This is a genomic window from Saccharopolyspora endophytica, assembly GCF_018070075.1.
Lineage (GTDB): Bacteria > Actinomycetota > Actinomycetes > Mycobacteriales > Pseudonocardiaceae > Saccharopolyspora > Saccharopolyspora endophytica.
The window spans coordinates 188,051-202,916 of the sequence record NZ_JAGPXE010000006.1 but is presented as its reverse complement, the minus strand read 5'-3'; the positions used below and the strand labels follow the sequence as shown (position 1 = coordinate 202,916).

The 14,866-nt window shown below is 68.7% G+C and carries 10 protein-coding genes; 6 read left to right on the top strand and 4 right to left on the bottom strand.

Annotated features, from left to right (window positions below; translation table 11 throughout):
• The first annotated feature begins 154 nt into the window (after positions 1-154).
• Positions 155-967 (top strand): IclR family transcriptional regulator, encoded by an 813-nt coding sequence (locus KBO27_RS34590; RefSeq protein ID WP_307870443.1) that lies wholly within the window; start codon positions 155-157, stop codon positions 965-967.
• Here KBO27_RS34590 and KBO27_RS16365 read toward each other — a convergent pair.
• On the bottom strand, positions 954-3,812 hold the full coding sequence (locus KBO27_RS16365) for an FAD-binding and (Fe-S)-binding domain-containing protein (RefSeq protein WP_210970854.1): 2,859 nt from the start codon (positions 3,810-3,812) through the stop codon (positions 954-956). The genes KBO27_RS34590 and KBO27_RS16365 overlap by 14 nt on opposite strands.
• Positions 3,813-3,916: 104 nt before the next feature.
• On the opposite strand from KBO27_RS16365, the gene KBO27_RS16360 reads away from it, so the two are divergent.
• Positions 3,917-5,191: a hydroxyacid-oxoacid transhydrogenase gene (locus tag KBO27_RS16360; RefSeq protein ID WP_210970853.1), complete on the top strand. Its 1,275-nt coding sequence runs from the start codon at positions 3,917-3,919 to the stop codon at positions 5,189-5,191.
• A 23-nt stretch (positions 5,192-5,214) separates the two neighbouring features.
• Positions 5,215-6,570 carry an MFS transporter gene (locus KBO27_RS16355; protein ID WP_210970852.1) on the top strand — a complete coding sequence of 452 codons (1,356 nt, stop codon included), beginning with the start codon at positions 5,215-5,217 and terminating at the stop codon, positions 6,568-6,570.
• Positions 6,571-6,976: 406 nt separating this feature from the next.
• On the opposite strand, the gene KBO27_RS16350 is transcribed toward KBO27_RS16355, so the two are convergent.
• From KBO27_RS16350 to xsc, 3 genes are all read right to left on the bottom strand, one after another.
• The gene (locus tag KBO27_RS16350) at positions 6,977-7,693 is read right to left on the bottom strand and encodes a sulfite exporter TauE/SafE family protein (protein WP_307870456.1); all 717 of its coding nucleotides are present in this window, start codon (positions 7,691-7,693) and stop codon (positions 6,977-6,979) included.
• Between the two features lie 62 nt (positions 7,694-7,755).
• Entirely contained in the window at positions 7,756-8,877 is a 1,122-nt protein-coding gene (locus tag KBO27_RS16345) for a sulfite oxidase (RefSeq protein WP_307870442.1), read from the bottom strand.
• 227 nt (positions 8,878-9,104) lie between these two features.
• Positions 9,105-10,913 (bottom strand): sulfoacetaldehyde acetyltransferase, encoded by a 1,809-nt coding sequence (gene xsc / locus KBO27_RS16340; protein ID WP_210970849.1) that lies wholly within the window; start codon positions 10,911-10,913, stop codon positions 9,105-9,107.
• Positions 10,914-11,087: 174 nt separating this feature from the next.
• Between xsc and KBO27_RS16335 the strand changes: the two genes are divergently transcribed.
• The 3 genes from KBO27_RS16335 to KBO27_RS16325 are packed head-to-tail and all read left to right on the top strand — an operon-like array spanning position 11,088 to position 14,646.
• A complete protein-coding gene (locus KBO27_RS16335; RefSeq protein ID WP_210970848.1) occupies positions 11,088-11,897 on the top strand; it encodes an IclR family transcriptional regulator in 810 nt (269 codons plus the stop codon).
• 28 nt (positions 11,898-11,925) lie between these two features.
• Complete coding sequence (locus tag KBO27_RS16330; RefSeq protein WP_210970847.1) at positions 11,926-12,897, top strand: AAA family ATPase; 972 nt, start codon at positions 11,926-11,928, stop codon at positions 12,895-12,897.
• Between the two features lie 45 nt (positions 12,898-12,942).
• On the top strand, positions 12,943-14,646 hold the full coding sequence (locus KBO27_RS16325) for a cobaltochelatase CobT-related protein (RefSeq protein WP_210970846.1): 1,704 nt from the start codon (positions 12,943-12,945) through the stop codon (positions 14,644-14,646).
• Positions 14,647-14,866 lie beyond the last annotated feature (220 nt).

Here is a 14,866-nt window from a genome sequence, read left to right as displayed (position 1 = left end):
ACACGACCCTCAAATGAGGTCAGCGGCAACCGCAGATGCATGTTCTTCCCCGGGTGACGACGCATCGAGCCAGTGAGTCGGTCTTGACGAGCAGGTGACCGGCTCGCGACCGCCAGCGGTAAGCTGGGGCACTTCCCGCGAGGGAGGGCTTCCGGTGGATGAGGAGGAGTTCGGCGTGCGCGGCACAGAGGTTCAGCCGCCTGCGGGAACGCAGGCGATCGGCAGGGCGCTGGCGGTGCTGAAACTGCTGGCGGCGGAGGGAACCGAACTCGGCCTCTCAGCCATCGCCGGTGAGCTCAACCTCTCGTCCGGTACGGCGCATCGCATCGTGCGGGCGCTGAGCGCCGAGGGGCTCGTCGCGCACAACCCGCGCACCGACAGCTACTACCTCGGCACCGGAACGATCCTGCTCGGACAGGCCGCGCAGCGCGGGTTCGGCCTGGACAAAGCACTGCCGGTCCTCGAGCAGATCAACGCCGAGACGCAGGAGTCGGTCAACCTCGCGGTCCGAGAGGGCGCCGAGTCGGTGGTGATGCTGCGAGTGCAGTCGACCTTGCCACTGCGTTTCGAGCAGCACACCGGTGCCCGATTCCCGCTTTACACCACCGCTTCGGGAAAGGCGATCCTGGCGTTCTCCTCGGACGCCGACGCCTACGTGTCCGGCCTGCCTCCGCGGTTGACGCAGCTCACCGAACGCACACTGACCGACCCGGTCGAGCTCTCCGCGCAGCTCGACAAGATCCGGCGCCGCGGTTACAGCATCGACGAGGAGGAGAACGTCGCAGGCGTGCGCTGCGTCGGCGCACCGATCCTCGACGCCGATGGCCGTGCGCAGGCCGCCCTGGTGATCCAGGTGCCCACCGTGCGCATGCCCACCAAGCGGATTCGTGAGCTCGGCGAGCGCGTGGTGACCGCAGCCAAGGAGATCGCCCAGTTCGTTCCCATCGACCGCATCATGTCCCGCTGACGCCGAGGGCTCGGGCGGTCAGCGTCGCCAGGTGCACGGGTTCGCTGGCGGAGAGCTGGCGGATCTGCGTGCGGCAGCTGAAGCCGTCGGCGTTCACAGCGGTCCCGTCCTGGGCCGCTCTCACGGCGGGCAGGAGCTGCTGTTCAGCACAGGCCACCGACACGTCGTAATGACCCCGCTCGAACCCGAAGTTGCCCGCGAGCCCGCAACAACCCCCGTCCACCACGTCGATGTCCTCGACGACCCTGGCCAGCAAGGCGTGGTCAGGGTCGAAGCCCAGATCCGCGTGCTGGTGGCAGTGCACCTGGGTGAGCACCCGCCGCTCCCGGGAGATGACGGGCAGTTCCGACACCCGGCCCACCTGCTCGGCGAAGGTGCGCACGGAATCGGACAGGAGCGGGACGCGAGCATCGTCGGGCAGCAGTTCGGCGGCGTCCGCGCGCAGCAGCGCCGTGCAGCTCGGTTCGAGCCCGATCACCGGTACGCCCTGCTGGAGCCAGGGGTGCAGCACGTCCAACGAGCGACGCAGGACTCGCCGTGCGGTGCCGAGCTGCCCGGTGCTGTACCAGGTCAGACCACAGCAGACACCTGTTTCCGGCAGGTGCACCGAATACCCCAACGATTCCAGCACGGCTACCGCGTCACGGCCGGTTTTCGGGTCGAAGTGGTTGGTGAACGTGTCCGGCCACAAGACCACCGGGGCGCCGTTCGCGACTCGTCGCTGCCGCGTGACGAACCACTGCCGGAAGGTGGTATCGGCCAGCTCCGGGATCTCCCGCTCTGGAGCGATTCCTCCAACGCGCTTCAGCACGCCGGACACCCGGGACCGGATGAGCGCGTTGACCAGCCGCGGAGCGGCCGAACCGATGCTGAGCCACCGCGGCAGCGCCCCCATCGCGTAATGCGCAGCCGGGCGCAGTCGGCGCCGGTGGAAACGGCTGAGGAACTCGGCTTTGTAGCTGGCCATGTCGACCCCCACAGGGCAGTCGGTCTTGCACCCCTTGCAGCCCAGGCACAGGTCGAGCGCTTCGCGGACCTCCGGCGACCGCCAGCCACCGGTCACGACCTGGCCGGCCAGCATCTCGAACAGCAGCCTGGCACGTCCGCGCGTGGAGTGCTGTTCCTGCCCCGTGGCGCGATAGCTGGGGCACATGACCCCACCCGAGGACGACAGGCACTGGCCCACGCCGACGCAGCGCCTCGAAGCTGCTGCGAGGTCGCCGTTGTCGGCGTGGAGGGCCAGTTCAGCGCGGGTGGGCAGCGTGGGCGGTGCAACTACCACCCGCAGGTCAGCGTCCAACGGGGCTGGATTCACCAGACGTGAGGGGTTCATGCGCCCATCCGGGTCGAACGCGGCCTTGAAATCCCGGAACGCCGCCATCATCCGGGTGGAGAACATCAGCGGCAGCAGCTCGGCTCTTGCCTGTCCGTCACCGTGCTCCCCGGACAGCGAACCGCCGTGGGCCACCACGAGTTCCGCAGCTTCGGTGAGGAAAGCGCGGTACCTCTCGCGCGCTTCGGTTGCGGTGAACGGGAAGTCGATGCGCACGTGCAGGCAGCCATCACCGAAATGCCCGTAGACGACTCCGGTCCTGCCGTGCTCGTCCAGCAGGGTTTCGAACTCGCGGAGGTAGGAACCGAGCTGCTCGGGCGGCACGGCGGCGTCCTCCCACCCCGACCACGCTTCGGATCCATCGGCCAGTCTCGTGGCGAGACCCGCCCCCTCTTCGCGGATGCGCCACAGCGCGCGCTGGTCGGCGGGTTCGGCGACCAGGCGAGCACTGGCACCGAGCTCGGGGGCGCGGTCGACCACTTGACGCGCGGCGTTCTCGGCCTCAGCCGGAGTGCCGCCACCCGTTTCGAGGTAGAGCCATGCCGTGCCTTCTGGAAGCTCAGCGCGCCGTCCCGGCCGTCGGGCGTCCAGCGCGTCGACCAGGCGCACGTCGATGCCCTCCATGGTGATGGCGGGCAGGTCGAGCAGTGCGGGCACCGCTTCCGCCGCCGCGACGCAGTCTGCGAAGCCGAGCACCGCCAGCGCTCTGGCTGCCGGGGCAGCGACGAGATCCACAGTCGCGCTCAGCACCACGGCGCAGGTTCCTTCGCTACCGACCAGTGCTTTCGCGACGTCGAACCCGTTCTCCGGCAACAGGAATTCCAGGTTGTAACCGGACACCCGGCGGGGCAGCACCGGAAACCCCGTCCGGATGTCGGCCAAGTACCGGTCGCGCAACGACCGCAGTGCGCGGTAGAGCTCTCCCACGGCGTCGGTGCGCGCGCACAACCGTTCCAGCTCCGCAGGCGAGGTGCGGCCGACCTCGAGCCGGGTGCCGTCGTGCAACGCGATCTCCAGCGACCGCACGTTGTCGACCGTCTTGCCCCAGGCGATCGAATGTGAGCCGCACGCGTTGTTGCCGATCATCCCGCCGAGGGTGCACCGGCTGTGCGTGGACGGGTCCGGGCCGAAGGTCAGCCCGTACCGCGCGGCCTCGGCCCGCAGCGCGTCGAGCACCACGCCGGGTTCGACGCGGGCAGTGCGCGACGTGGGGTCGATGTGCACGACCCGGTTGAGGTGGCGGGTGAAATCCAGGATGACGGCCTCGTTCGTGGCCTGCCCTCCGATGCTGGTCGCGGCCCCGCGCGGCAGCACGGCCACTCCCCTCTCGGCGCAGACGCGCAACGCTGCGAGAACGTCGTCGGCCGAACGCGGCCGGACCACGGCCAACGGGATGTGCCGGTAGTTGGAAGCGTCGGTGGAATGGGTCGCCAGCGTGGCGGCATCGGCGGCGACTTCACCCACCACCACCGCTTTCAACGCCTCCCACAGGGAATTCTCGGTCGTTGTCATCGCCTCTCCTGTGGCTGGGGCTTCACAAAAGGTGTGACGGCACTTACAGTTTCTCCCCACATAGTGATCAGGTCACCCACATAGTGTCAACAAGAGGAGCGATGATGCTGCCGGACACACCTGAGAACGAGAGCGTCTTCACCTGGGCGGCCCCTCCGCTGAAGTTCGGCGCGGGCGCCATCGACGAGATCGGCGCCGAGGTCGCCGCACGAGGTTCCTCCTCGTGCCTGGTCATCACCGACACTGGCGTGCTGGCCACCGGGTTTCCCTCTCGCATCGCGGAGAGCCTGCGAAACGCCGGCATCACGACCGAGATCTTCGACGGCGTCGGCGTCGAACCCACCGACCTCAGCATCGAGGAAGCGGTCACCTTCGCGAGGCAACGAGATTGGGACTGCTTCGTCGCGGTCGGGGGCGGCTCCGCCCTCGACACCGCCAAGGCGGTCAACCTCTTGACCACCCACCCCGGAGAGCTTCTCGACTTCGTCGCGCCGCCGATCGGCGCGGGCCAAGCGCCGTGGCTGCCGCTCAAACCGCTGATCGCCGTGCCGACCACGGCGGGCACCGGGTCGGAGTCCACCACGATCTGCGTGGTCGACCTGCTCGGGCTCCACCTCAAAGCGGGCGTGAGCCACCCTCGGCTGCGCCCCGCGCTGGCGGTGATCGACCCGCGGACGACGCTCAGCCTCCCTCCGCAGGTGACGGCCGCCAGCGGGATGGACGTGCTCTCGCACGCGCTGGAGAGCTACACCAGCGTGCCCTACGACGCCAAACCCGCCCCCGACGACCCGATGCGCCGCCCCGCGTTCTGCGGATCCAACCCGATCAGTGACGTCTGGTGCGAAACGGCGCTGTCGCTGGTCGGCAAGAACCTGCGGCGCGCGGTGCACAACGGCCGCGACATGCACGCGCGGACGCAGATGGCGTTGGCGTCCACCTACGCGGGCACGGGATTCGGCAACGCGGGCACGCACCTACCGCATGCCAACGCCTACCCGGTCGCGGGCGCGGTGAAGAGCTACCAGGCCGAGGGATACCCGGAGATGCCGATGGTGCCCCACGGCCAGGCCGTCTCCGCCACCGCAGCGGCCGTCTTCCGCTGGACCTACCCCGCTGACCCTGCCCGGCACCTCCGCGCCGCCGAGCTGCTCACCGGCCGGACTTTCACGGCGACCGACGGCAGGGAGGCACTGCCCCACGTGCTCTCGGAACTGATGGCCGACATCGACATGCCCTCCGGACTGCGGAGCTTCGGCTACGACGAGTCCGATGTGGACACTCTCGTCGACGGCACGCTCAAGCAGACACGACAGCTGGCCGTCGTACCGCGTTCGCTCGATCGCGCCGCAGCGGAAGAGATCTTCCGACAGTCCCTCTGACCCCGGCCCGTCAGGAGCGCCTCATGGCCCCACCCACCGCTTCCCGCGGCCCGGTCGACAAGCGAGACGTCCGACTGGTGGTCGCGTCCAGCGTTCTCGGTACCACCGTGGAGTGGTACGACTTCTTCCTGTACGGAACCGCCGCCGGCCTGGTGTTCAACAAGCTCTACTTCCCCAGCGGTGATCCGCTCGTGGGCACCCTGCTGTCGTTCGCGACTTTCGCCCTCGGATTCATCGCCCGGCCCGTCGGTGGTCTGGTCTTCGGGCACATCGGGGACCGGGTCGGGCGGAAGAAGACGCTCGTGGCCACGATGCTCATCATGGGCCTGGCCACCTGCGCCATCGGACTCGTCCCGACCTACGCCGACATCGGCGTGTTCGCGCCCGTCCTGCTCGTGCTGCTGCGCCTCGCCCAGGGCGTCGCGATCGGCGGCGAGTGGGGTGGCGCGGTGCTGATGGCCGTGGAGTACGCACCGCCCGGTCGACGCGGGCTCTACGGCAGCTTCCCGCAGGTCGGGCTGGCGCTGGGACTGATGCTCGGCACGGGCGTCTTCGCCGCTCTGAGCGCGGCGATGAGCGACAGCGCGTTCCTCGCGTGGGGCTGGCGCATCGCCTTCCTGCTTTCGGCCGTCCTGGTGCTGGTCGGCATGGTCATCCGGCTCAAGGTCATGGAGACTCCAGCGTTCCGCAAGCTCCAGGAGCACGAGCGGGAGTCGAGCGTGCCGGTCGTCGCGCTGGCCCGTGATCGCACCTCCCGCCGCCACGTGCTGCTGGGCATGGGCAGCAGGCTGACCGAGGGCATCGCCTTCAACGCGTGGGCGGTGTTCGCCATCGCCTACGGCACCGGCACTCTGGGCATGCCCGAGCAACCCTTGCTGATCGCGGTGATGGCCGCTGCCGCGGTGATGATCGTGTTCATCCCGCTGTTCGGCCGGTTGTCCGATCGGTTCGGACGCAGGCGGACGTTCGTCTCGGGTGCGGTCGCAACAGGTACGCTGGCACTCCCCACCTTCGCCGCCCTGGGCATGGGAGACCCCTTGCTCATCACCGTGGCCCTCGTAGCCGTGCTCGGGATCGCCTATCCCGCCATGTACGGACCACAGGCCGCGTTCTACTCGGAACTGTTCCCCACGCACGTGCGCTGCACGGGAATTTCGTTCGTCTACCAGTTCTCCGGGATCTTCGCGTCGGGGTTCACGCCCCTGGTGCTGTCATCGCTGGTCGGCGCCGCAGGAGGCGGATACCAGCTGGTGGTGCTGTACCTGGTCGCCGCCACCGCGGTGAGCGCCGCGTGCGCATTGGCCATCCGGCGACGCGACCTCTGGTCAGATGAGGAGAGGGCCACCGGAGCACAAACCCTGCGCGAAGCAGCTCAATGATCGGCCAATGAAGTTCGCTGCTCGTGAGTGGTTTCCGTCGATCAGGCGGAAGCCACTCACGAGCGTGGGCCTGGTCCAAGATTGACCACCCCCGAGGTGAGGCGCCGTCGCGTCTGATCCTGGATCGAGCCCCGGGCTCCAGGCGGGAGCACGACGATCACCACCGCAACGCTCAACCTCATCGAGCACGGTGCCGAGGACGAGGATGACGACGTCGAGCAGGATCGCCGGAGCGGATCATCTGCATGCGCTGCTGCGGCATGTGGGGACGTCCACGCCAGCCCGACCGAGAGCTCTTAGCCCGCGTCAGGTTGCGCACCGGCCACGGCTGGTGGGGTGCGCGCACCCCACCAGCCGTGGCCGGGTTCGGGACTCCCACCGCCGGCGGGCGTCGGTTTCGTGATGCTCATGCGGAGGTGAGGGTCACGACTCCTGCCGCGACCACCAAGCCGCAGGTGATCAGGCGGAACCGCGCCGGGTCGATCCGCGGCGCCAGGGCCGTTCCAGCCCAGTTCGCCGCCAGCGCACACGGCAACCACCACCCGAGCAACTCCAGGGTGGCCGGGTCCACGCCGTCGCGGGCCAGCAGGATCGACAGCCCCACGACGTTGCTGAGGACGAAGTACACCGCAAGATCCGCGATGAAGCCGCGCTGATCGGCGGCGTCCGCGGACAGACCCAGAGCGGGCGGAATCCCGTTCAGCGAGGTCGTGGTGGCCAGCGCTCCGCCTGCGAATCCCGACACCGCGTACCGCGCGAGGGAACCGCGCCGGGCACGAGGCCGCGACAGCAGCATGATCGGTGCCGCGATCATGGCCAGCACGCCGGTACCGATGCGCAGGTGTTGCGGATCGAGCACCGCACCAACGCTCGCGCCGACCACCAGGCCGGGCAGACTCGCGGCGCTCAACGGCAACGCCCTGGGCCACCGGATGAACTGCCGCAGCCGGTAGACCACCTGGATCCGGGTGACCAGCGCGATCGTCAGGGTGACGGCGACCGCCGTCGACGGCGCGACACCGAGCACCAACAACAGCGGCGTGGCCACGATGTTGAAGCCGAAGCCGGTCATGCCGCCGAGGAGCGCCGCCACGGTCACGATTCCGAGGCCACCGAGGATCACGGCGGTCAACGCGGCGCTTCCTCGTCCTCGATCACGTCACCGATCTCCGCTCTTGGACACGTTCAGGCACCCGTCCCCTGCAGGTCGGTCGCGGTCAGGTGGATGCGGGACCACGCGTTGTTGAAGTACCCCTTGGGATTCCAGAGGTGAGCTTCGTGTTCGGGCTGCACTGCAGCCGAAGTGTCCCAAGCTCGAGCGGTGATCTCCACATCTCCGGGCGGCAACTCGAGTGTGATCCGCCAGGGAGTCCAGGCCCACGGACTCGGAGGCTCGTCGAGCTCCGCTTGGAGCCAGCTCCGCCCTCCGTCGACCGAGACGTCCACTCGGGCGATGCCGCGATCGTCGCCGGACAGCGCATACCCGGTGACCGCGGTGCGGCCGGCGGGGACGACAGCTCCGTCATCCGGTGTCAGGATCGCGGAGTTCACCGTCAGAGGTCCGAGCGCGAGCCCCTCGCCGGGCGGTGCGCTGTAGGGATCGATACCGGGCGGGAGAAGCCGGTAGGCGATGCTCTGGAAGAAGTTCTGCGATGGATCTGCCTGCACGCTCACGCGGTCGATCCACTTCACGCTGCGCGCCCCGATGAAGCCGGGGACGATCGCGCGGACGGGAGCCCCGTGGACGGCTGGCAGGGGACGCCCGTTCATCCCCCACGCCAGCAACACCTCGTCTCCAATGGCTTTGGCGATCGGGATGGAGGCCCCGAAGCGCTGCGGGGGCGTGGCTTCCGGAGCTACGTCAGGGGCCTCGAAGGCGACGTGCTGGGCGGAGTTCTGCGCACCGGCGGCCGCGAGCACGTCGGTGAGTCGCGCTCCGGTCCAGGTCGCGGTGGAAGTCGCCCCTGGGCCCCAAGGGTGTCCGGGGATGTCGTGAACCTTGGCGAGTCCGGAACGACGGTTGCCCGCGCACTGCAAGGTCGCCACGACTTCGTGGTGCTCGAACCGATTCTGGAGGTCTTCCAAGGACAGCTCAAGAGGTCGGTCCACCATCCCGTCGACCGACAGCCGCCACAGCCGGGGGTCCAGCTCGGGCACCGGACCGTGGTTGCGGACGTAGAAGTCCTCGGTGCTGGTCACCGGCTGCTGAACCAGCACGGCCAACGAGGACTCGGCGTTGAACGGTTCGCTCTGATGCACGATCACGTCGTGGCTCTTGCCCCATGCGGTGCCGGATCGCTCGGTCACGCCTGACTCCTCTTCCCTCAGATACTTGTCCATTCGAACGCGTTGCCGGAAGCTGCGATGTGCGCTCGACGCGGACCGAGACCGGCCGGCAACGCTGTGGTGAGATCACTGCACGACGAGCGCAGAAGCGAGCAGCGGACGCTCCGGAAGCCCGGCTGCGGGTGAGCCGGTCCCGTCTTCGATCACGTATGCCGGGACCGGCTCAACCGCGGCGTCCACGTCGCCGATCAGACGTAGTCCTGGTACTTGTCCAGGTAACGCACCGGCTTGCGCAGGGCATCGCGGCGGAACGGATCGCCCAGCTCGCGGGTGCACATGATCTCCACGACGGTCGTGACTCCCTCGTTCATCTGCCGTTCCACGGCCTTCTGCAGCGCGGGACCCACTTCGTCGAGCTTGTCCACCACGACGCCCTCGGCACCCATGGCCTGGCCGATCTTGGCGAAGCTGTCGGTCTCCAGCTCCTCGGCGACGAACCGCCGGTTGTAGAAGTCCACCTGGTTCTTCTTCTCCGCACCCCACTGGCGGTTGTGGAACACCACCGCCGTGACCGGGATGTCGTGGCGGACGGCCGTGAGGATCTCGCCCATGCTCATGGCCCAAGCGCCGTCACCGGCGTAGGCGATCGCGGGGCGATCCGGGGCAGCTGCCTTGGCCCCGATGATCGTCGGCAGCGCGTATCCGCAGTTGCCGAAGCTCATCGGCGCGAAGAAGCTGCGCGGCCGCTCGAACCTCAGGTAGCTGTTCGCCACCGAGTTGATGTTGCCGATGTCGGTGGAGACCATGCCGTCCTCCGGCATCGCCTTCTCCAGCTCGCGCAGCACCTGGCGCGGGTGGAGCCAGTTGCCTTCCTCCTGCTCCTGCTCGGCGATCATGTCGAGGCTGTAGGGGTCGGTCTCGTGGGTCCACTCGTCCAGCTCGGCCTCCCACGCGTCCTTCTCCGCCCGCATCGTGGCGGCGCGCTGCTCGCGCGTCGCGTCACACGCCAGCTCGCGGTCGGCGAGGCGCTCGGCCAGGACTCCCGCGGCGGCTCCCGCATCGCCGCAGATGCCGACGGCGATCTTCTTGACCAGGCCGAGCATCTTGTGGTCGGCATCAATCTGGATGATCTTCGCGTTGGTCGGCCAGTAATCGAGCCCGTGCTGCGGGAGCGTGCCGAACGGCCCGAGCCGAGTCCCGAGGGCGACGACGACGTCGGCCTGGGAGAGCAGCTTCATGGCCGCCTTCGACCCCTGGTACCCCAGCGGCCCGCACCACTGCGGGTGACTCGCGGGGAACGAGTCGTTGTGCAGGTAGCTGTTGACCACGGGTGCACCGAGCCGTTCGGCGAGCTGCCGGCACTCGTCGACGGCATCGGCCATGACGACGCCGCCGCCGGAGATCACCACCGGGAACTCCGCCTCGGCCAAGAGCTCGACGGCCTCGGACAGGCTCCGCTCGCCACCCGGTCCGCGGTCGAGCCGGCTCGGCTGCGGGACTTCAGTGGTGATCTCGCCGTAGAAGTGGTCCCGCGGGATGTTGAGCTGGGTCGGTCCGATCTCCGAGAAGGCCCGGTCGAAGCACCGGCCGGTGTACTCGGCCATCCGGGCCGGGTTGTTCACGTGCCCCTGGTACTTGGTGAACTCCTGGAACATCGGCAGCTGATTGGCTTCCTGGAAACCGCCCAGACCGGTGCCCATGGTTCCCGCCTCGGGCGTCACGATCACCACCGGGCTGTGCGCCCAGTACGCCGCCGCGATCGCCGTCACGCAGTTGCTGATACCCGGGCCGTTCTGCCCGATCACGACGCCGTGACGACCGCTGACCCGGGCGTAGCCGTCAGCCATGTGCCCAGCACCCTGCTCGTGGACCACCGGAACCAGCCGGATACCGGCAGGCGCGAAGATGTCCATGGCATCCATGAAGGCCGAGCCCATGATGCCGAAGACGTCGGTGACGTCATTGGCGACCATCGTCTCCACGAACGCCTCGGACGGGGTCATCCGCTGCTGCCCGGAGACGACCGTCCGGCTTGCCCCGTCGGTGTTGTCGGTCATTGGGACTCCTCTCGTGCCGGGATCGGGAACTGGCGATCGAGTTTGAATATTCGGTACGCCACGTCCCTTAAATCAAGACACGACGGTAGGGTCCCGCCCTGTCGGAGTCAATGGATGTACCGTTAATTAGAACCCCATGTACTGATTTCCGGTACCTTGTAGGATGATGGCTCGATGGAACCGATTCGTGAGATCGAGGTGGCCGCCGAGCTCCGCGGCGAGACCCCCGCCATGCGGCTGTTCGCACTGCTGGAGCTCATCGCCGCCAAGGACGAGTTCGTCTCCCTGCAAGGACTCGTCGACGAGACCGGCATGCCCAAGCCGACCGTGCACCGCATGCTGCAGCAGCTCGAGAGCGGAGGTCTGCTGATCCGCCAAGCCGACGGCCGCCACTACGGGACGGGGAGCCGCCTGCGCCGGTTGGCCGAGAACCTGCTCCTCAACGCCACCCAGCACGGTGCCCGGCATGCGGTGCTGCGCGACCTCGTCGAACGGCTCGGTGAGAGCTGCAACATCACGGCGCTGAGCGGAGGCGAGGTGGTCTACCTCGATCGCGTCGAAACACCAGAGCCGCTGCGCTTCTACCTGAGGCCGGGATCCCGGGTACCCATCCACTGCTCCGCCAGCGGCAAGATGATCCTCTCCCAGCTCAGCGCCGCGCAGCGCCGCAAGCTGCTCGCCCACGCACCGCTCACGCAGTACACCCGCACGACCATCACCGAGCTCGACGCCCTGGAGGACGAGCTCGAGCGCGTCCACGACGACGGCTTCGCCATCGACAACGAGGAGTTCCTCCCCGGCCTGGTGTGCGCGGCGGTGCTCGTACCGACCGGCAGCAGCCGGTCCAACCTGTGCGTGGCCGCGCAGGCACCGGTCATGCGTCTGACCGCGGAACGAGCTCCGGACCTCGTCCCCGCCTTGCGCGAGGCCGCCGAGGCCATCGGCCGCATCGAGTCCGAGGGATCGGGCTCGCCCGCAGACTGACCCACCCGGTACAGGATGAGGAGCCAGCATGACGCTCGCCCACCCCGACACCACAGTCGCCGCCAGGGAAGCCTTCGGTCTCGACACCGATCTCGTGGTCCCCGCATTCGGGGAACCCGACGAACACGTGCCCGACATCGACACCGACTACCGGTTCAACCCCGACGTCACCAGGGCGCTGCTGGCCGGGTTCACCCGCAACCGGCGGGTGCTCGTCCAGGGACTGCACGGCACGGGGAAGTCCACCCACGTCGAACAAGTCGCCGCGCGCCTGAACTGGCCCTGCGTGCGCGTCAACCTCGACGGCCACATCAGCCGCCTCGACCTCGTCGGCCGCGACGCCGTCGTGGTGCGCGACGGCAAGCAGGTCACCGAGTTCCAGGAAGGGATCGTTCCCTGGGCCCTGCAACGACCCGTGGCGCTGATCTTCGACGAGTACGACGCCGGTCGCCCGGACGTGATGTTCGTGTTGCAGCGCCTGCTCGAGCGCGACGGCAAGCTCACCCTGACCGACCAGAACCGGGTTCTGACCCCACATCCCAGCTTCCGGATGTTCGCCACCGCCAACACCGTCGGCCTCGGCAACCTCAACGGTCTCTACCACGGGGCGCAGCGCCTCAACCACGCACAGATCGACCGCTGGGACATCGTCGCCGCGCTCGACCACCTCCCCGCCGACGACGAGATCGCCATCGTGCAGGCACGCGTGCCACACCTGCGCGGCCGCGCCGGACACGACCTCGTCGCCTCGATGGTGGCCGTCGCCAACCTGACCCGCCAGGCCTTCCGAGTCGGGGACCTGTCGACCCTCATGTCACCGCGCACCGTGATCAGCTGGGCGGAGAACCTCGAGGTCTTCGGCGACACCGCCCTGGCGTTCCGGTTGTCGTTCCTCAACAAGTGCGACGAGGCCGAACGCCCGCTGATCGCCGAGTACTTCCAGCGCTGCCTCGATCTCGAGCTCGACACGTCCTCCGCGGATCTGGGCACTGCGGCGTGAAGCCGAGCCGCTCAGTCGCCGAACTCCGACCTGGTGAGGAATTTCGTGGACAGCACGACGAACGGCGCCCGAGAACAGCAGCGCGTCGAGGAACTCTGCGCCGCAGCCATCCGCGCCCTCACCGGCGAACCGGAACTTCGGTTCCGCGGTGGGCGGTTGCACCGCGGCCACACACGCCTGCCGATCGGCGCCCCGCACCTGCACCCGGACGCCGGGGACGATCTCGGATCGTTTCGGGGCGCGGCCGACGGTTTGGCGTTGCGCGTGCGGCACTCCGACGCCGAGCTGCACCGGGCTCTCCGGTCCGCCGACCCCGTCCCTCGGCTGGTATTCGACATGCTCGAGCAGTTCCGGGTCGAGGCGCTGGCCCCGGAACACCTGCCCGGCGTCGTCACCAACCTGCGACACCGGCACGTCTCGTGGTCCCTGGAGTTCCACCACAGCGGACTGACCGAGACCGCTCGCGGACTGCTCCTCTACACCGTGGCTCAGGTCTGCCGAGCTCGCGTCACCGGGCAACCCATCGTTCCGGAATCGCGCGACGTCATCGAGCACACCAGGGCGGGCCTGGCCACGAGGATCGGCGGGAGCCTGGCTGGGCTTCGCCGGCACCGCCGAGAGCAGGCCCGTTACGCCGATCACGCGCGCGCCATCGCCGACCTGGTCGGGGAGATGCTGGGTGCGGTCGACGAAGACGGCGCAGCCGTCCGGCGCCGCAACGGATCTCTTGCGGGGATGCCGCTCGTCAACGACGAGGAGGACAACGACGCGCCTGCGCCCACCGCCGAGACCGGGCCGAGCCGCACTCTCGACGCGGGGGCCGGGTATCGGGTGTTCACCACGGCCCATGACCGCGAGCAGGCGGCGTCCTCGCTCGTGCGCCCCGAGCTGCTCGCGCAGTACCGGCGACAGCTCGACCGCAGCATCGCCGGTCAGGGGTTGAACCTCGCCCGACTGGCTCGCGAACTCCGGGCACTGTTCGCCGAACCCGCCGTCAACGGTTGGGACGGCGGCCAGGAGGAAGGCCGTCTGGACGGACGTCGGCTGGCCCAGCTCGTCGCCGCCCCGGCCGAGCGACGCCTCTTCCGCACCGAACGAGTCGAACCGGTCACCGACTGCCTGATGACCTTCCTCGTCGACTGCTCCGGATCGATGAAGCAACACGCCGAATCCGTGGCAGTCCTCGTCGATGTCTTCTCCCGGGCGCTCGAACGGATCGGAGCCACCAGCGAGATCCTCGGTTTCACCACGGGCGCGTGGAACGGGGGCCGAGCCATGCAGGACTGGCGGCGTGCTGGTCGTCCCCCGCATCCGGGGCGCCTCAACGAACGCCGCCACCTCATCTTCAAGGACGCGGAGACCTCCTGGCGCCGGGCACGCCCCACCATCGCGGCGCTGCTCAAGACCGATCTGTACCGGGAAGGCGCCGACGGTGAGGCCGTCGTGTGGGCCTGCGACCGCGCGCGGAAGCACCGCGAGCGCAACCGAATCCTGGTGGTGGTCTCCGACGGCAGCCCGATGGACAGCGCGACGAACCTGACCAACGACGAGCACTACCTCGACCAGCACCTCGCCGCGGTGGTGCGACGCGAGGAACGAGCGGGGTCGATGCGCATCCACGGGCTCGGAGTCGGCCTCGACCTGAGCGCCCACTACGGCCGTTCCCACGCGTTGGACTTGTCCGGCGGGGTCAGCAACGGCGTGCTCGCCGAGGTCGTCGGGATGCTCTCCGGGACACGACACCGATAACCACCGCGCGGGTCGCCCGGAACACCGGGAGCTCGCCCCGACCGGTTGGACGGCCCAGCGGGATCGTCAGAGCACCAGCGGTTGCGGAGATCCCAACCGCAACAGCACCGAGCCACGACCGGCGGCCGAATCATCAACTCCGCGTGGAGTTCGCAGACCAGCGCGGCTGGCGCTCACCGCCGCCGAGCCGGATTCGCGACCGAGGTCCGATGTGCACAGC